14 protein-coding genes, 1 tRNA gene and 1 other RNA gene are annotated in these 16537 nt (G+C 70.5%); 11 read left to right on the forward strand and 5 right to left on the reverse strand.

Going from position 1 to position 16537, the window contains the following annotated elements; all coding sequences use genetic code 11:
* Nucleotide 1: 1 nt before the first annotated feature.
* Nucleotides 2-86, reverse strand: a tRNA-Ser gene (locus VIG79_RS17450).
* Nucleotides 87-164: 78 nt separating this feature from the next.
* Here VIG79_RS17450 and VIG79_RS17455 point away from each other — a divergent pair.
* Entirely contained in the window at nt 165-1499 is a 1335-nt protein-coding gene (locus VIG79_RS17455; RefSeq protein WP_331887931.1) for an MFS transporter, read from the forward strand.
* A 31-nt stretch (nt 1500-1530) separates the two neighbouring features.
* An RNA gene (ffs, locus tag VIG79_RS17460) (signal recognition particle sRNA small type) lies at nt 1531-1627 on the forward strand.
* Nucleotides 1628-1668: 41 nt separating this feature from the next.
* Here ffs and VIG79_RS17465 read toward each other — a convergent pair.
* On the reverse strand, nt 1669-2736 hold the full coding sequence (locus VIG79_RS17465) for a LacI family DNA-binding transcriptional regulator (protein WP_331887933.1): 1068 nt from the start codon (nt 2734-2736) through the stop codon (nt 1669-1671).
* Nucleotides 2737-2814: 78 nt separating this feature from the next.
* Here VIG79_RS17465 and VIG79_RS17470 point away from each other — a divergent pair, with 78 nt between their 5' ends.
* The gene (locus VIG79_RS17470; protein ID WP_331887935.1) at nt 2815-4833 is read left to right on the forward strand and encodes a CHAT domain-containing protein; all 2019 of its coding nucleotides are present in this window, start codon (nt 2815-2817) and stop codon (nt 4831-4833) included.
* A 72-nt stretch (nt 4834-4905) separates the two neighbouring features.
* Complete coding sequence (locus VIG79_RS17475; RefSeq protein WP_331887937.1) at nt 4906-7305, forward strand: DNA polymerase III subunit gamma and tau; 2400 nt, start codon at nt 4906-4908, stop codon at nt 7303-7305.
* A 102-nt stretch (nt 7306-7407) separates the two neighbouring features.
* Here the strand turns inward: VIG79_RS17475 and VIG79_RS17480 are convergent, their stop codons facing one another.
* The 3 genes from VIG79_RS17480 to VIG79_RS17490 all read right to left on the reverse strand — a co-directional run bounded on the left by VIG79_RS17480 (nt 7408) and on the right by VIG79_RS17490 (nt 10586).
* Complete coding sequence (locus VIG79_RS17480; RefSeq protein ID WP_331887939.1) at nt 7408-8235, reverse strand: aspartate/glutamate racemase family protein; 828 nt, start codon at nt 8233-8235, stop codon at nt 7408-7410.
* 3 nt (nt 8236-8238) lie between these two features.
* Nucleotides 8239-9759, reverse strand: coding sequence for an NCS1 family nucleobase:cation symporter-1 (locus tag VIG79_RS17485; protein WP_331887941.1), 1521 nt, complete (start codon nt 9757-9759; stop codon nt 8239-8241).
* A gap of 140 nt (nt 9760-9899) precedes the next feature.
* Complete coding sequence (locus tag VIG79_RS17490; RefSeq protein WP_331887943.1) at nt 9900-10586, reverse strand: GntR family transcriptional regulator; 687 nt, start codon at nt 10584-10586, stop codon at nt 9900-9902.
* Between the two features lie 110 nt (nt 10587-10696).
* Here VIG79_RS17490 and VIG79_RS17495 point away from each other — a divergent pair, with 110 nt between their 5' ends.
* From VIG79_RS17495 to VIG79_RS17525, 7 genes are all read left to right on the forward strand, one after another.
* Nucleotides 10697-11383, forward strand: coding sequence for a lysophospholipid acyltransferase family protein (locus VIG79_RS17495; RefSeq protein WP_331887945.1), 687 nt, complete (start codon nt 10697-10699; stop codon nt 11381-11383).
* 74 nt (nt 11384-11457) lie between these two features.
* On the forward strand, nt 11458-12573 hold the full coding sequence (locus tag VIG79_RS17500) for a HoxN/HupN/NixA family nickel/cobalt transporter (protein WP_331887947.1): 1116 nt from the start codon (nt 11458-11460) through the stop codon (nt 12571-12573).
* A 95-nt stretch (nt 12574-12668) separates the two neighbouring features.
* Nucleotides 12669-13268, forward strand: a complete 600-nt coding sequence (gene recR, locus VIG79_RS17505; RefSeq protein ID WP_331887949.1) for a recombination mediator RecR — start codon at nt 12669-12671, stop codon at nt 13266-13268.
* Nucleotides 13261-13857 (forward strand): DUF5063 domain-containing protein, encoded by a 597-nt coding sequence (locus VIG79_RS17510; RefSeq protein ID WP_331887951.1) that lies wholly within the window; start codon nt 13261-13263, stop codon nt 13855-13857. Before recR ends, VIG79_RS17510 begins: the two co-directional genes overlap by 8 nt.
* A 473-nt stretch (nt 13858-14330) precedes the next feature.
* On the forward strand, nt 14331-14633 hold the full coding sequence (locus VIG79_RS17515; RefSeq protein WP_331887953.1) for a hypothetical protein: 303 nt from the start codon (nt 14331-14333) through the stop codon (nt 14631-14633).
* Nucleotides 14600-14818 carry a DUF1772 domain-containing protein gene (locus VIG79_RS17520; RefSeq protein WP_331887955.1) on the forward strand — a complete coding sequence of 73 codons (219 nt, stop codon included), beginning with the start codon at nt 14600-14602 and terminating at the stop codon, nt 14816-14818. Before VIG79_RS17515 ends, VIG79_RS17520 begins: the two co-directional genes overlap by 34 nt.
* 130 nt (nt 14819-14948) lie before the next feature.
* A complete protein-coding gene (locus VIG79_RS17525) occupies nt 14949-16532 on the forward strand; it encodes a hypothetical protein (RefSeq protein WP_331887957.1) in 1584 nt (527 codons plus the stop codon).
* Nucleotides 16533-16537 lie beyond the last annotated feature (5 nt).

Raw genomic sequence — 16537 nt, forward strand, 5'->3', positions numbered from 1 at the left:
GCGGAGGATAGGGGATTCGAACCCCTGAGAGCTTTCACTCAACACGCTTTCCAAGCGTGCGCACTAGGCCACTATGCGAATCCTCCGCCGCGCAGGCTATCCGAGGTCGCGGCGGCGGCTGAAATCCGCTTGAGGGTGTCAGACCGGGGCGAGAGGGTGGTCTGATGTCGACGCCCGCCGCAGCCAGCGACCGGCCGACGCTCCGGTCCTTCTGGCAGGACCTGCCGCGCGAGGGCAAGTACCTGCTCTCGACGATCATCGTCGACTTCGTCGGCACTGGGCTGGTCATGCCGTTCAACGTCGTCTACCTGCACGAGGTGCGCGGCTTCGAGCTCGCCCGGGTGGGCCTGCTGCTGTCGATTCCGGCGCTCGTCGGGCTGCTCGTCGTGGGCCCTGTGGGGGCGCTCATCGACCGGATCGGCCCGCGGCTCGTCGTCATCGCGTCCCTGCTCATCCAGATCGCCGCCAACGTCACGTTGGCCTCCGCGACCACGGAGCTCCGGGCGGCCATCGGGTGCGTGCTGCTCGGGTTTTCCGGGGGCGTCATCTGGCCCGCCATCCAGACCCTGATCGGCACGATCATCCCGAGCCACCTCCGGCAGCGCTACTTCGGCGTCAACTTCACACTGCTCAACCTCGGCATCGGGATCGGCGGCATCCTCGGCGGGCTGTTCGTCGACGTCACCCGGCCGGAGACGTTCGTCGCCATCTACCTCATCGACGCGGCCACGTTCCTTGCGCCGCTGGGGATCTTCCTCGGCCCGCTGCGGCACGTCCCGCGGCCGGCCGAGCCGACCGCGCAGGACCCGGACCAGGACGGTGCCCCACGCACCACTGGCTACCGCGCGTTACTTCGCGACCGCTCGCTGCAGCTGGTCCTCCTCATCGTCTTCGTCGCCTCGTTCGTGGGCTACGGGCAGCTCAACACCGGTCTGCCCGCCTTCGGCCGCGAGGTCGGCGGTATCTCGACGCAGGCGCTCGGCCTGGCCTTCGCGGCCAACACGGCGGTCATCGTCGTGCTCCAGCTGTTCGTGCTCCAGCGGATCGAAGGACGCCGCCGCACGCGGATGCTCGTGCTCATGTCGGGCGTCTGGGCCGTGTCGTTCCTCGCACTCGGCGCCACCGGCCTGGTGCCCGGCACCATCGTCGCGGCCGTCCTGTTCGGGCTCTGCGCGGCGATCTTCGGGTTCGGCGAGACGTTCTACCAGCCGACGCTGCCGGCGATGGTCAACGACCTCGCGCCCGACCACCTGCGCGGTCGCTACAACGCCGTGATGAGCATCGCGTGGCAGTCGGCCTCGGTGGTCGGTCCCGTGGTCGCCGGCGTCCTCATCGGCCACGGCTGGAACGTCTCCTACATCGCCATGCTCGTGGTCGGCTGCGTGGTGGTCGCCTGGCTCGCGCTGGTCGCCGAACGTCGCATCCCGGCCCGGGTCAACGGCGTACGTGACGCCGAGGACGCCGTCCCCGAGGCGCCCGTAGTGCCCGGTCAGGCGTGAGAGCGGGCCTCCGCGGTCGTCTAGACTGGCCGATGGCACCCCGCGTGGTGGTACCTCACTGAACTCCCCCAGGGCAGGAATGCAGCAAGGGCAGGTGGGCTCTTCCAGGTACGTGGGGTGTCTTCGCGTCCACCGAGAGTGAGGCCTGGCGAGACCTCGTGCGGTCGGCTCAGGCCGAGTCGCGGCCCACGAGCTCCACGTCGAGGACCTCGCTCGCCGGCGTCACCTTCCCGGCGATCTTGTCGACGAGGATCTCGACCATCCGCCGCGCCTGGGGCGTCGAGGGCTGCCGGACCGTCGTGAGCGGGGGCGCGGTGTGGGCGGCCATGTCGATGTCGTCGAACCCGACGACAGCCAGGTCCTCCGGGACGCGACGGCCGGCCTGCGCGGCGGCGTGCAGGACTCCCAGGGCCATGATGTCGCTCGCCGCGAAGACGCCGTCGAGGTCCGGCGCCTCGGCCAGGAGGCCGTTCATGGCCCGCTCGCCGCTCGCAGCGGTCCAGTCGCCGTGGGCGACGTGGTCGAGCCGGACCCCGGCTGCCTCGAGCTCCCGTCGAAAGCCCGCCTCACGGTCGTTGCTCGAGCAGGTGTCGACCGGACCGGTGATGAGGCCGAGCCGGTGCCGTCCCCGCTCCAGCAGCCGGTGGGCGGCCAGTCCGCCACCGGCGACGTTGTCGACGTCGACGCTGGTCGCGCCCGGGAGCCGCTGGGAGGTACGGCCACCGATGACGAGCGGAACGCCCCACTCAGCCAGCTGCGAGGGCAGCTCGTCGCTGTCGTGGACGGAGATGAGGAAGACGCCGTCGACATGGCTCCGGGCGTACGCGGCGACGCGTGCGTCCGCCTCGCCGCCGGCAGCCATGAGCACCACCAGCTGCAGGTCGACGTCGGTCAATGCATGACTGAGGGGCACGACCATCCGGGACAGGTAGGCGTCGGTCACGCCGAAGTCGGCCGGCTCGCGCACGACCAGCGCGACGGACCCCGTCCGCCGGGTCGCGAGGGACCGTGCGGCAGCGTTCGGGACGAACCCCAGGACCTGGATGGCCTCATCCACGGCGACCCGGAGGCGTTCGGCGACACGGGTGTCGCCGTTGACGACGCGGGAGACAGTGGCCCGCGAGACGCCGGCCAGCCGCGCGACGGTCTCCAGGGTGGGCGTACGGCGGGCGACGGGCTCCGGTACCGGGTCGGGCTCGACCCGCTTGGTGGTGACCACACCAGGCTTCCTCGCCATCAGCGCATGCTAGAGGGAGAGCGCTCTCCGGACGGAAGTCCGTATCATCCGCTGTCGAGTGGCTTACCGAGGAGTGCCGTGGAACGCCTCGCATACGACGACTTCGAGGTCGTCCTGGAGCGTGTCGCAGCGGGCCTGACGGCCCGGGTGTCCAGCTCGCCGGTCGGTCCGACGCGACCGGAGCCGGTCGTGATGCCCGGCGTGGACGTCGACGGGCTCCGCAAGCTGGTCCAGCTGGTGAACGAGACCCGGGGAGTGGCTCGCCACGACGCGCGGGTCACGCCGAACCTCCGAGACGTCGGCAGCGGCCTCTTCGAGGCGGTCTTCCGCGGGGCCGTGCTGCGAGGCTTCCGTGACTGCCTCGCGGGTCAGTCCGAGACGGGCCGAGGGCTCCGGCTGCGCGTTCGCCTGACTGCCGTGCCGGAGCTCGCTCACCTGCCGTGGGAGGTGCTCTACGACCCGGAGCGACACCGGTTCCCCAGCCAGTATGCGAAGTACCCGACCGTCCGCCAGGTCGACGTGCCCGAGCCGGTCCCGCCCCTCGCCGTCGACGGCGGTATGCGGATGCTCGTCGTCACCGCGAGCCCCACCGACCTCGGGGAGATCGACGGGGACCAGGAGTGGCGGTGCCTCACGGCCGCGCTGAGGCCCCACATCGACAACGGCCGACTGGTCGTCACCCGACTCCCGGTGGCGACGCTCGACGCCGTTCGGGAGGCCCTCCAGGCCGAGACCTACCACGTCTTCCACTTCACCGGCCACGGCGGCGTCGACCCGGAGTCCGGCGAGGGGGTCCTGGCGTTCACCGACCGCTACGGCCGTGCCGACTGGGTCCCCGGTCACGACCTGGGTGTCATCCTCTCCAACGCGCCGGTCCGGCTGGCCCTGCTCAACTCCTGCGACGGGGCACGGGTCAGCGAGGTCGACCCCTACGCCACCACCGCGATCACGTTGGTGGAGAACGGGATTCCGGCGGTGGTCGCGATGCAGTTCGAGATCAGCGACAAGGCCGCGATCGCCTTCAGCAACGCGACCTACCTCGCCTTGACCTCGAGCCAGCCCGTCGACGCCGCCGTGACCCTGGCCCGGCAGGCGATCCTCACGACCAGTCGCAACGAGTGGGCCACGCCGGTGCTCTACCTGCGCGCTACCGACGGGACGCTCTTCGCCTGGGACCGCGACGTGGCCCAGGAGACCGCTCGCGTGGAGGCCCTGAGCGCTCCACTCCCGCAGCCCGTCGCGCTGCAGGCCGCCTCGGGCTCCCAGGGGCTCGTCCTCTCCTGGGCGCCCGTCGCCGGCGACGTCGCGGTCCGGTACGAGGTCTACCGCGACGGTGCCCTGGTCGGGGAGACCACGGAGCCGGAGTTCACCGACGTGCAGGCAGCGGCAGCTCGACCGTCCGAGCTCGGTCCCGCATACAGCGTCGTCGCCGTGGACGAGCTGGGTCGGCGCTCGCCGACCTCCGACGAGTTCGGGCCGCCCCCGATGCCCCTGACGGATAGGCCATCCGGCCGGCGTATCCCTCGAGCCCTCCTGATCGGTGCCGTGGTGGTGCTGCTGCTCGGCGTCTTTGCCTGGGTGGCGCGCGGCATCGTCTCGCCTCCCGATCCCACTCCGCCCACACCGACGACGGGGACCACGAGCTCGACGACGACCAGTGCTACAACGACGACGCGTACGGGTACGACGTCGACCACGACGGTGCCGGCTCCACCCGGCCTCGCGGTGACCCTGCCACGGGTCGCCCCGGTCGCGGCGGCCAACCAGGTCAGCGTGGTGACCCAGGTCCGCAACCTCGGGAACCAGGCCTCGACGGCCGGTCGCACGCTGGTGGTGACGGTGACCGGGCCGGCTCGGTTCGTCACCACGGGTGACGGGTGCACCGTCGTCCCGGCCGGGCTGCGGTGCACGGTCCCGGTCCTCCTCGCGGGCGCGGCCAGCCAGCGGATCCTCGGCCTGTCGACGCCACCGGAAGGCCGGCCGGTCACGATAACGGCGGTCCTCACCCCCGGTGACGGCGGCGGCGACGACTCCGCAAGCCGGACCTTCAGATGCGTGAACCACGTGTGCGACGTCGCCGGACCGTCGCCGAGCTGAGGGTTCGGGACCCCGGGAAGGCCCTGTTCATGGCGCCGGCCCGGTGTCCTCCGGCGCGACTAGGGTTCGTGGGTGACCACCGCGTTGTACCGCCGCTACCGGCCGGAGACGTTCCGCGACGTCATCGGTCAGGAGCACGTCACCGAGCCGCTCATGCAGGCTCTGCGCACCGGTCGGGTGGGTCACGCCTACCTCTTCAGCGGCCCGCGCGGCTGCGGCAAGACGACCAGCGCGCGGATCCTCGCCCGCTGCCTCAACTGCGAGCAGGGGCCGACCCCGGACCCCTGCGGCGTGTGCGACTCGTGCGTGGCGCTCGCCCGGGGCGGGGCGGGCACGGTCGACGTCATCGAGATCGACGCGGCCTCCCACGGCGGCGTCGACGACGCCCGTGACCTGCGCGAACGCGCCTCCTACGGGCCCGCGCAGAGCCGCTACAAGGTCTACATCATCGACGAGGCGCACATGGTGAGCTCGCAGGGCTTCAACGCCCTGCTGAAGATCGTCGAGGAGCCGCCGGAGCACGTGAAGTTCGTCTTCGCGACGACCGAGCCGGAGAAGGTCATCGGGACCATCCGGTCGCGCACCCACCACTACCCGTTCCGGCTGGTCCCACCGGCCCGCCTCACGTCCTACATGGAGGACCTCTGCCGGCTGGAGAAGGTCGCCGTGGCCCCCGGCGTCCTGGGGTTCGTGACCCGGGCCGGTGGCGGCTCGGTGCGTGACTCGCTGTCGGTCCTCGACCAGCTCATCTCCGGGAGCGGCGACGAGGGCCTCACCTACGAAGGTGCGGCGGCGCTGCTCGGGTTCACCGACGGCGAGCTGCTGGACGCCACCATCGACGCGCTCGCCGCGGGTGACGGCGCCGCCGTGTTCACCCAGGTCGACAAGGTCATCGAGTCCGGGCACGACCCGCGACGCTTCGTCGAGGACCTGCTCGAACGCCTGCGCGACCTCATCATCGTCGCGGCGGTTCCGGAGGGCGCGGCGTCCGTGCTGCGCGGGGTGCCCGAGGACCAGCTCGAGCGGATGCGCGGCCAGCAGTCCCGGTTCGGTCCCGGCGCGCTGACCCGTGCGGCCGACATCGTCAACGCCGGACTCACCGAGATGACCGGCGCCACTGCGCCACGCATGCAGCTCGAGCTGATCTGTGCGCGGATCCTGCTCCCGGCGGCGTCGGGTCCCACCGGGTATGCGGCTCGTCTCGACCGTCTCGAACGTCGCCTCGACCTCGGCGGAGTTCCCTCGTCGGCGCGGCCGGAGCCGGGTCCGGGCGGTCGCCTACCGGAGTCCGGTCCGACCGAGTCTGTTCCGACCCAGTCACGTTCGGCGAGAGCGCCGTCCGGCCCAGCGGTGGCTGCGGCCACGTCCCCCACGCCCGCCGCGTCCGCGACTGCGTCGTCGGGGAGTACGGCTCCCACGTCGGCGGGCGGCCCCCGGGAGACCAGCGCCTCGGCGCCCCCGGACACCGCGGCCGGAGGCCGGCAGGAAGCGGACCCGAGTCGCTCGCCGTCCGCTCGCCCGGCCGCCGAGTCGGGTTCGAACGCGGGTGAGCAGCGGTCGCGCGGGCCGCAGGACGGCTCGACGGCTCCGACCGGTTCTGCTGGGTCCGCAGGATCGGCTGGGTCGGCAGGCCCTGCTGGGTCCGCAGGGTCGGCTGGCGAGGCTGGCGAGGCTGGCGGTCTCGACACGGCGGCGCTGCGCCGGGTCTGGCCGGACGTACTCGCGCGGATCTTCACCATGCGCCGCGTGACGTGGACGTTCCTGTCGCAGCACGCCCAGATCGTCGACTACGACGGCAAGCGGCTCGTCCTCGGCATTGCCACGGTCGGGCTGGTCAACACCTTCCGTGCGGGCAACCACGCCGAGCTGGTGCGTCAGGCCCTCATCGACGAGATCGGCGTCGACGTCCCCGTCGAGGGTGTGCCGATGCCCGACGCTGGTGCGGACCGCCGCGCCGCTGCGTCAGCCCAGGGTGACCAACGGTCCGCACCGTCACGCGCCCCCGAACCCGAGCCGTGGCCCGAACCCGAGGCCGACCCCTGGACCCAGCCGGGCGCGCCGCCGGACTTCGTGCCGACCGCCGAGCAGCGCAGCGCCGAGCCGCCGGCCCATCCGCCGACCACGACGCCGACCACCCGAGGTTCCTCGGCAGGGAGGACAGCGACTCCCGACGACTCCCGCGCTCCCAGCACCACGAGGTCGCCCGCCCGCCAACCTCGACCGGCGCCCGCACCGACAGGCACACCGTCCCCGGCACGAGCCGACGGCCCACCGCGCAACGGAGCGACCGGGCGTGGCGGAGCAGCCGCACGCGGAGGGTCAGCCGCACGCGGAGGTTCGGACACCGGTAGCGGCTCCCCGGACGATGCCGTGAGCGACGACGACGAGAACATCGCTACCACGTCGTCGGACGGCCGCGCCGTGGTCGAACGGGTACTCGGCGGCCAGTTCCTCGGCGAGCTCGAGGACTAACGCCCGGACCGCCCGGTCATCGTGGACGCCTACCCACGGGGTAGGAAAGCATCCACCGTCGGTGATGCGCACGTCTCCGACTGCCCACACGAACGGCGCAGGTCAGCGACCACTATCGCCTGGATCGCTCACTGGGGAGCGAATGTGGTGCTGGCGCACCGATTTCGCTCCCAGAGAAGAGTTCCGGGCGGCCGAGTCCTCGCCCAGCTGGAACTCCGCCAACAGCCCGGTGTAGGCCTTGGCCGGCGGAGTCGCATACTCGTTGATCCCGCTCGTGCGCAGCCCGAGCCGGACCAGTCCTTCGACGGTGACGACCGCCGCCGCCACGCCGTCGATGACCGGCGCGCCGATGGCGTCGGAGATGTGCGCGCAGAGGTCGGCCATCCCGGCGCAACCGAGGACGATCACGTCGGACTCGTCCAGGGCCAGCGCCTCCCGGCAGGCCTGGGTGATCCGGTCCTGCGCGTCCGGCGACGTCTCGAGCTCCAGCACGGGGATCTCGCACGCGTGGACGCCGCGGCAGGCCTTCTCCACTCCGTACGTCGACGCGAGGTCCCAGGCCCGCCCGCGGGTCCGGCCGAGCGTCGTCACGACACTGAACGACCGCCCCAGGTAGGTCGCCGCTCGCATACCGGCCTCGGCGATCCCCACGACCGGCCCGCGGGCCAGCTCACGCGCGGCCTCGAGGCCCGGGTCGCCGAAGCACGCGATGACGTAGCCGTCGACACCGTCGGCCTCACCGCGGGTGATCTCGGCGAGGATCCCCGGCACTGAGAGCGCCTCGTCGTAGTGGCTCTCGATCGACGCCGGACCCATCGCCGGCGACACCGCCTCGACGGTGACCCCCGTCGAGGCCACCGCCGACGCGCACTCACCGATGAGGCGGGTCATCGACCACGTGGTGTTGGGGTTGATGACCCGGATCTGCATGGGTCAGCCCACCACCACGTCGTCGCCCTCGCGGTCGGCGACGAGCCGGCCGACGCCGGCGCGGGTGGCCAGCAGGTAGTAGACGGCCAGGCCGAGGCCGCAACCGATGAACCAGCTGTAGTCCGTGGCCTTGTTCATACCCGGCAAGAACACGCAGGAGATCGCGACGACCGCGGCAACGGCGGTGGCCCACACCGCGGACGGGTTGAACCCCTTCGTGTAGTGGTACACGCCCTTCTCGTCCATGCTGAACAGGTCGTCGATGACCACCTTCTGCTTCTGCACCAGGTAGTAGTGCGCGATGAGGACGCCGAAGAGCGGGCCGATGAACGCGCCGAGCGTGTCCAGCGTGTAGTGGATCGTCTCGGGGCTCTTGTAGAGGTTCCACGGCGTGATGAGGACGGAGCCGACCGCGGCGATCATGCCGCCGGTGCGCCACGAGATCTTCTGCGGGTTGACGTGCGAGAAGTCGAACGCGGGCGACACGAAGTTCGCGACGATGTTGATGCCGATGGTCGCGGTCGTGAACGTCAACGCTGCCAACACGATCGCGAACGTGTTGTCGATCTTGCCGACCGTCTTGACCGGGTCGGTGATGAGCTCGCCGTAGACCGGCAGCGTCGCCGCCGCGGTCAGCACGGTCAGCAGGGAGAACATCGTGAAGTTCACCGGCAGACCCCAGAAGTTGCCGCGCTTGACCGCCTTGAACGACTCGCCGTACCGCGAGAAGTCGCCGAAGTTGAGCATCGGCCCCGAGAAGTAGGAGACGACCAGAGCGGTCGCTGCACACATCGTCGTGATGACGGCCGACCCGGAGAGCTGCTCGCTCGACAGGTTGAGGCTGACGTTCCAGTTCGCCTTGGACAGCAGGTAGAGGCAGAGGATGACCATGACGACGTAGACCGCGGGGCCGCAGAAGTCGATGAACTTGCGGATGGTGTCCATGCCGGTCCAGAAGACGGCGGCCTGCAGCACCCAGAGCAGCGCGAAGGTGAAGTACCCGAGCGTGGACAGCCCGAGGAACCCGTGCTGGGTGACGTCGCTGTACGGCTCGAGCGCCGGCCAGACGCGGACCAGCAGGATGTCGAGCGCGGCCGAAGCGAGGTAGGTCTGGATGCCGTACCAGGCGACCGCGATGAGGCCACGGATGATCGCGGGGATGTTGGCGCCGAGCACGCCGAACACCGAGCGACAGATGACGGGGAACGGTACCCCCGTGCGCTGCGACGGCTTCGCGACGAGGTTGCAGAAGAAGAGCACGATCGAGATGCCGACGATGAGGCAGATGAAGACCTGCCAGCTGGTCAGGCCGAGGGCGAACAGCGAGCCGGCAGTGACGTACCCGCCGACGCTGTGCACGTCGGACATCCAGAACGCGAAGATGTTGTACCAGGTCCAGTTCTGGTCGCGCAGGGGCGCGAGGTCGTCGTTGGTCAGGCGCGGGTGGTAGCCGGGCTTGATGACTCCGACACCGGCGGGATGCTCAGCGCTGGGCGGAGCCGGTGTGTCGATGGTGTCGGTCATGGGGTTCCTCTCGGGCGGGTGCTGACGGTCGAGATGAACCGGAAAGATAGCCCCGCAACGGTTTCCGGCAGGTTTCCGTGCGGATATATCTGGGATATACCGGTTGCGGACGCCTGCGTCGAGGGGATGGGTCCGTCGCCTCAGAGGGTGTCGACGGCGCGCTCCAACCGCTGGTAGTGCTCCGCGGAGCGCCGCACCAGCTGGTCGGCGTCGCGGGCCACGAAGGCCTCGAGCATGTAGGCGTGGTCGTCGTGCATCCGGCTACGTTCGTCGTCAGTCACCCGCGCCATCGGACGCGCGGGTTCCGTGATGTTCCAGGCCATTTCGAACATGTGAAGCAGTCGTTGCATCCCCGATGGTTCAACGAGCGCGATGTGGAACCGCCGGCTCTCGCGGTGGTATGCGCCGTAGTCGCCGGCCGCGATGGCCGCGCCCAGGTCGGCATGGATCTCGGCCGCCGTCGCGTTGTCCCCGACGGTGGCGTTGCGGACCGAGGCCCGGAGAGCGGCGGACTCGAGCGCCTGCCGGATCACGTAGAACTCGCGCAGCTCGTCCGCGGTCAGCTGCGCCACGCGGTAACCACCGCGCGGCTCGTGGTCGACCAGGCCTTCACCGATCAGCGTCTTGAGGGACTCGCGGACGGGGATGAGGCTGCAGTCGAAGAACTTCGCGACCTCGTCCAGCGGGATCGGCGTCCCGGGGGAGGCGTTGCCCGCGAGGATCACCCGGCGCAGCTCCAGCAGCACCTCCTGCTGGCTGCTCGGCTGTCCGGGCGTGGTCGTCGAGAGCCGCGTCACGAGGTCGGTCGAGACCGGTGCTCGGCGCACGCATACCTCCTCCCCGACGCTCCTCTCCACCCTAGGCCCGGGGTGCGCACGTGCATACCGGCCGATGGGACGTCTCCATCCCCGCCGCGGGCGGCGACTAGGGTCGGCGCATGCTCTACCGGCTGGGACACGTCGTCCTGAAGCCCCTCAGCCGCGTGCTCTACCGGCCGACGATCGTGGGCACCGAGAACGTCCCCAAGACCGGTGGCGTCATCCTCGCGAGCAACCATCTGTCGTTCATCGACTCCTTCGCGATCCCGCTCGCCGCGCCACGGCAGGTTCACTACCTGGCGAAGGACGACTACTTCACGGGGACCGGTGTCCGCGGGTTCGTCACCCGCGAGGTGTTCGAGGGGTTGGGCGCGATCCCGGTCGACCGACACTCGTCGCGGGCCGCGCAGGAGTCGCTCGATGCCGCGCTGACCGTGCTCGGCGAGGGAGAGGCGTTCGGGATCTATCCGGAGGGCACCCGGTCTCGGGACGGTCGGCTCTATCGCGGCCGGACCGGGGTGGGGTTCCTCGCGCTGACCGCGAAGGTGCCCGTCGTCCCGGTCGCCCTGTCCGGCACGCAGGACATCCAGCCGGTCGACTCCCGGTTCCCGCGGCTGGCCAAGGTGAGCGTCACTTTCGGCACCCCAATGGAGTTCACCGAGCGGTATGCGGGGGTGCCCCAAGGCCGTGCGCGGCGTGGGGTGACCGACGAGATCATGGACGCCATCGCCACGCTGTCCGGCCAGGAACGGGCCGACGGCTACAACGAGATCCCCACCGAGCCGGGTCCTCAGCTCGGCACCTGACCCACCCTGTCTGTTCGGTCAGGCTTATCGCGAACCACTTGCAATAAGCGACGCCCCGTCCTTAGGGTGACGGCGTGACGACCACGACCCCGACCCCACCGACCAGGGCCAAGCGTCGTCGCCTCGAGCTCACCCGTCCCGAGCGCCGATCCGTCATCGGGATGGCGACGGTCATCCTGGTGCTGCACCTCGTCGGCTGGGGGACGTTGATCGCGCTCGTGGCGCCGCAGGAGTACCAGGTGAGCGGGCAGCTCTTCAACATCGGTCTCGGCGTCACCGCCTACACCCTCGGCCTGCGGCACGCCTTCGACGCCGACCACATCGCGGCCATCGACAACACGACCCGCAAGCTGATGACCGAGGGCCAGCGGCCGCTGAGTGTGGGGTTCTGGTTCAGTCTCGGCCACAGCTCGGTGGTGTTCATCATGGTGGCCCTGCTGGCCCTGGGGATCCGCGCGCTGGCCGGCGCCATCGAGGACGACCACTCCACGCTGCAGCAGATCACCGGCGTGTGGGGAACCCTGGTGTCCGGGGTGTTCCTGGTCGCGATCGGGCTCATCAACCTGGTGGCGCTGGTCGGCATCCTCAAGGTCTTCCGCAAGATGCGCAGCGGTCACTTCGTCGAGGCCGAGCTCGAGGAGCAGCTCGACAAGCGGGGCTTCATGAACCGGATCCTCGGCCGCGTCACCAGGACCGTCACCAAGCCGTGGCACATGTACCCCGTGGGCCTGCTGTTCGGGCTCGGGTTCGACACGGTGACCGAGGTCGGGCTGCTCGTCGTCGCCGGCGGCGCCGCCGCGTCCGGTCTGCCCTGGTGGGCGATCCTCACCCTGCCCGTGCTGTTCGCGGCCGGGATGTCGCTGCTGGACTCGATCGACGGGTCGTTCATGAACTTCGCCTACGGGTGGGCGTTCGCCAAGCCGGTCCGGAAGATCTACTACAACATCACCGTCACGGCGCTGTCCGTCGCCGTGGCGCTCGTCATCGGCGTCATCGAGCTGCTGTCGATCCTCACCGAGAAGCTCGACATCACCTCGGGACCGGCCGCCACGATCGCCTCGGTCGACCTCGAGTACGTGGGTTACTGGATCGTCGGGCTCTTCGTCGTGACGTGGGTCGTGGCCCTGCTCGTCTGGCGGGTGGGCCGAATCGAGGAACGGTGGTCGGAGAACCTCCAGCCGGTGGAGTGAGCGGCCTCCCGGGACCTGACACCTGCGCCGGGTCGGGTCCCGCGAAGCAGCGGAGCGGAGCGCAGCGCTTCGTGGGGTGACCTAGGCTGACGGCCGTGTACGAGGGCGTGGTCCAGGACCTCATCGACGAGCTGGGGCGACTTCCGGGGATCGGCCCGAAGTCGGCCCAGCGGATCGCGTTCCATCTGCTGCGCGCCGACCCGGAGGAGGTCGCCCGGCTGACGACCGTCCTCACCGAGGTCAAGGCGACGATCCGCTTCTGTACCCGCTGCGGCAACGTCGCTCAGGGGGAGCTCTGCCGGATCTGCTCCGACCCTCGACGCGACCAGACCAAGATCTGCGTCGTCGAGGAGCCCAAGGACGTCGTGGCGGTCGAGCGGACCCGCGAGTTCCGGGGGACCTACCACGTCCTCGGCGGGGCGATCTCCCCGATGGACGGGGTCGGGCCGGAGGACCTGTCGATCCGCGAGCTCCTGCTGCGCCTGGCCGACGACACCGTCACCGAGCTCATCATCGCCACCGACCCCAACATCCAGGGTGAGGCCACGGCGACCTACATCTCCCGGTCCCTGCGCGGCACCGGCCTGAATATCACCCGCCTGGCCTCCGGGCTGCCGGTCGGCGGCGATCTTGAATACGCTGACGAGGTGACCCTGGGCAGGGCATTCGAGGGACGGCGGCCGATGCATGAGTGACGAGACGCCCGACGTGACCGCCGGGGACGCGACCGAGCGCGAGGAGCTGCGGGCCATCGCGGCCGAGTCCGCCGCCGACGCCCGGAACTACATCACCACGGTCACCGAGGTGGCCTCCGGACAGGTGGCCGACACGGCGATCCCGTTGCTGCTCCTGGCCACGGCCCAGCTGCTCCTGACTGGGTCCCGCCTCGGGGCCATCCAGGACGTCGTGCCGGTCGAGCGGTTCGAGTCCGACCCTGGTCCTGACCCCGACGTCGACCCGCTGCGGACCAACCTGCTCAACCTGCTGGACGGCCTCGACGAGTACGCCGACGTCGTCGACCCGGTGACCCGCGTCGAGCTCACCCGCGGCTCGCTCTCGAACGACGTGATGGAGATCGTCGTGGCGCTGGACCACGGCCTCAAGCACTACGACGACGGTCGGCCCATCGAGGCGCTGTGGTGGTGGCAGTTCTCGTACCTGTCGACGTGGGGGGACCGCGCGGCCAGCTCGCTGCGGGTCCTCCAGTCGGTGCTGGCGCACCTGCGGCTCGACGCCGACGAGGACGTGGTCTCGTCGGCGGAGTTCGACGCCCTGCACCCGTAGGGCTTGAATCCGGTACCGAGGTACGGGTTTACCGTCGGTTTCGTGGATATCGACAAGGACTGATGCGCCGTCGGCGTGCTCCCTGGAGCCGGCCGATCAGCCCGGTTGGCGGAGTGGGACGCGCTGTTCGCGACAGCGGTGCGATCGGTCCGGCCCGTGGACGGCGGTGTACACCTGCTGCTCGCTCCGGCTCCGGGGCGGGCCTCGGTGGTGGCCGATGGACGTCGGCGTCCACCGGCACGGTTCCCACCTCCGAGGGACCGGTGACGCCCACCTGCACACTCGGATCGAGGGATAGCTCGCCGAGGTGCGGTCCCGGCTCGAGGACCTCCGGGCGGCCGAAGCTTCTCTGGCGGCCGCGTTGACGGCAGGGTGCCGCGACCTGGACGAGTGCGCGGAGTCGCTGGAGTGTCCGATCCCGTTCCCGGAGCCGGCGTCGTCGCGGTGACGGTGGGGGCCGCCACACTGTCGACGTGCCGACGATCGTCCTCATTCTCGCGACCCTGACCAGCGGCCTCGTCGCCGGCGTCTACGTCTTCTACGCGCATACCGTCATGCCGGGTCTGGGGCGGGCCGGCGACCGAACGTTCGTGGCGGGGTTCCAGGCGTTGGACCGAGCGATCCTCAACCCATGGTTCATGGTGAGCGCCTTCCTGGGAGCGCCGGTGCTGACGGCGGTGGCGGCGCTGATGCACTCGGCGACGCGGCGCGCGCAGTGCTGTTGTGGGTGGTGGTGTCGCTGGTGCTCGACCTCGTCACGGTGGGGATCACGGTAGGGATCAACGTGCCGGCCAACGACCGGCTCAAGGTGGCCGGGGACGTGGACGCGATCGACGTGGCGGCGGCGCGGGCGGAGTTCGACGAGGGTCGGTGGACCCGGTGGAATCTGGTACGCGTCGTGCTGAGCGTGGTGGCGTTCGCCGCGTTGTGGGACTTGGTGCTGGCGGGACGCCTGTGGTGAGGTGACGGCTCCTTGTGGATGAGTTTCGTTGCGCAGCAACGAAACTCGGCAAGAATGTGGCCTTGTGCGCGATGCCCGTTGGGTGTAGAATCGAACACACGTTCGACAGCGTGAGATTCAGGGGTGCGACATGACGGCGGGAACGGTCGACCGTGTCGGGATGGCGCCTCCGGTGGCTGCCGCCCTCGAGCTGCTGACGCGACCGCACGAGGTGTCGGAGGCGGGTTGGGCCGTCCGATCGGCAGTCCTGCACGACCGGCCCGTCGCGGACGACGAGTCACAGCAGTGGGTGGAAGAGGAGCTGCGAGTCCTCGAGGCCGTGGAACGGGTCAAGGCGTGGGCCGACCTCCAGGGGCTCGGGGCGTTGCGCCGGCTGCGGGAAGCCGTCGGCGAGCAGGTACGCATGACCGACGACCTGGCGGGTCGTATCGGTCGGGACATGCCGCCGAGCGTGCTGCGAGCGGAGTCTGACAACGCCACGGTCGACGAGGTGGTGCTGGCGACCGGGCTGCCGCAGTGGCAGGTCGAACGACGGCTCGACCTGGCCGTGGACGCTGACGGTCGAGGTCGGCTGCTGCCCGCGGCGCTGTCGGAGGGTCGAGTGTCCCTCGATCGGGCGACCCGGATCCATCGCGACACTCGGGGGCTCGGGGTGGAGGAGGTTCACGCGATCTGCGAGCGGCTGCTGGCGCCGAACCGCGATGGCAGCGTTCGCACCGATAGTTCCTTCCGGCGCGAGCTGCGTCGTCAGATCGCGGTGCACACGCCCGACCCTGCCTCGGTGCGAGCGGATGCCGTGGCCGCGCGTAGCGCGCACGCGTCGTTAGACCCGGACGGCACCGGTTGCCTGACGGTGACGGGGGAGGCCGGCCGGGTTGTGGCGGCGATGGAGCGCGTCGAGGACGTGGCCCGGCGTCTGCGCGGCGATGGCGACACGAGAACGTTGACCCAGCTGCGCAGCGACGTCGCGCTGGACCTGCTGCTCTACGGCTGGGCCGACCCGCGTGACCTCGAGGGCTGCTGTGGGGCGTCATCGGTGACCTCGGCGTTCTCGGCATCCGTCACCTCCGCGGGTGCCGTCACCTCCGCGGGTGCCGCCGGGTCCGCGGGTGCCGCCGGGTCCGCAGCAGCGGCCTTCGTCGGACAGGCCCCGCCCGCGCGCGTGACGGTGGTCGTCTCGCTGGGAACGCTGATGGGCGAGGAGCGCGGCGTCGGTGAGATCCCCGGCTATGGGTACGTGTCCGGCGAGCACGCCCGGCAGCTGGCTACAGCGCGCGGCACGGTGTGGCGACGGCTGGTCAGCGACCCGGTCACCGGCGCGGCCCTGGACCTGACGACGCACCGTTATCGGCCGACGCCGACGATGGCGAGCGCCGTCGCGGCGCTTGACGGGGTGTGCACGGCACCCGGCTGCACGACCGCGGCGCACCGATGCGACGTCGACCACAACCGGCCGTGGCCGGCGGGGCCGACGACCATCGCCAACCTGTCGGCCAGGGACCGTCGCCACCACAACCACAAGACCCGTGGTACCTGGACCGCGACCACCGACAGCGACGGCGTCACGCTCTGGCGGACCTGCTCGGCGCGGAGCTATCTCACCCGGCGGCACAACTACGACGACCCACTCGGCGCGCCGGTCACCGACACCGAGCTCGACGCGGCAGCGGCCGCCGCTGGGGTGACGACGTTCGAGGAACCTCCCCCGTACTGAGGACC

It is taken from the genome of Lapillicoccus sp. (genome assembly GCF_036559105.1).
GTDB lineage: Bacteria > Actinomycetota > Actinomycetes > Actinomycetales > Dermatophilaceae > Lapillicoccus.

Excerpts from the sequence above, each read along its gene's own strand:
- VIG79_RS17455 (WP_331887931.1), top strand. The coding sequence starts at position 165 with ATGTCGACGCCCGCCGCAGCCAGCGACCGGCCGACGCTCCGGTCCTTC.
- VIG79_RS17465 (WP_331887933.1), bottom strand. The coding sequence starts at position 2,736 with ATGGCGAGGAAGCCTGGTGTGGTCACCACCAAGCGGGTCGAGCCCGAC.
- VIG79_RS17480 (WP_331887939.1), bottom strand. The coding sequence starts at position 8,235 with ATGCAGATCCGGGTCATCAACCCCAACACCACGTGGTCGATGACCCGC.
- VIG79_RS17485 (WP_331887941.1), bottom strand. The coding sequence starts at position 9,759 with ATGACCGACACCATCGACACACCGGCTCCGCCCAGCGCTGAGCATCCC.
- VIG79_RS17495 (WP_331887945.1), top strand. The coding sequence starts at position 10,697 with ATGCTCTACCGGCTGGGACACGTCGTCCTGAAGCCCCTCAGCCGCGTG.
- VIG79_RS17510 (WP_331887951.1), top strand. The coding sequence starts at position 13,261 with ATGAGTGACGAGACGCCCGACGTGACCGCCGGGGACGCGACCGAGCGC.
- VIG79_RS17525 (WP_331887957.1), top strand. The coding sequence starts at position 14,949 with ATGACGGCGGGAACGGTCGACCGTGTCGGGATGGCGCCTCCGGTGGCT.